This is a genomic window from Xanthomonas sp. SHU 308 (genome assembly GCF_000364645.1).
GTDB lineage: Bacteria > Pseudomonadota > Gammaproteobacteria > Xanthomonadales > Xanthomonadaceae > Xanthomonas_A > Xanthomonas_A sontii.
Map to the genome: position 1 here is coordinate 1 of NZ_AQOK01000866.1, position 854 is coordinate 854.

General features: G+C 70.6%; 1 protein-coding gene. It reads left to right on the forward strand.

Annotated elements, in window-relative coordinates; translation table 11 throughout:
- On the forward strand, positions 1-820 hold an 820-nt coding region (locus D588_RS0122440; protein ID WP_017917599.1), incomplete at its 5' end, for a TraB/GumN family protein.
- Between the last annotated feature and the right edge of the window lie 34 nt (positions 821-854).

Sequence of the window (854 nt, forward strand, 5' to 3'; positions counted from 1 at the left end):
CGGCACGGTGTCGCCGCTGCCCAAGCGCATGCAGTGGGAATCGGGCGAAGTGGAGCGGGTGATCGCCCAATCGCAACAGGTGATCGCGGCGCCGACCCTCACCCTGGACTCGGGCCTGGGCATGTTCCGCAGCCTGATGCTGCTGCCGTCCTTGCTCAAGGCGCGGCGCAATCCCGACGACCGCACCCTGCAGCAGGTGCTGCCGCCGGAGCTGTATGCGCGTTGGCTGCCGCTGAAGGCGCGCTACCTGGGCCGCGACAGCAGCGTGGAACGCTGGCGGCCGGTGTTCGCGGCGCAGGAGCTGTACGAAGCGGCGATGCGCACTTCCGGCCTGAGCCTGGGCAGCGTGGTGCAGCCGGTGATCGCGCGTGCGGCCAAGCGCGCCAGGGTGCCGATCGTGCCGGTGGTGGTGGAGGTCAAGGTGCCCGACGCCAAGCGCGCGCTGCAGGAGTTCCGGGCGACCTCGCTCAACGACAGCGCCTGTTTCGCGCGCACCTTGCAGGTCATCGATCGCGACCTGGAGACGATGCGCCAGCGCGCCAATGCGTGGTCCGAAGGCGATCTGGACACGCTGGCCAGGCTGCCCGCCAACGATCAGTACCGGGTGTGCCTGGACGCGGTCGGCGAAGCGGCGATCGCGCGCAAGCTGGGCCTGGGCGATGTGCGCCAGCGTGCGCAGGCGGCCTGGTTGCAGGTGGCCGAGCGGGCGCTGGCGCAGAACCGCTCCAGTTTCGCGGCGTTGCCGATGCAGACCCTGCAGGAGCCGGGCGGGCCGCTGGATCGGCTACGCGCCAGCGGCGCCGAGGTGATCGCGCCCTAGGGCGTGTCATCAATTCCCGAGTATGCCGCGTTGG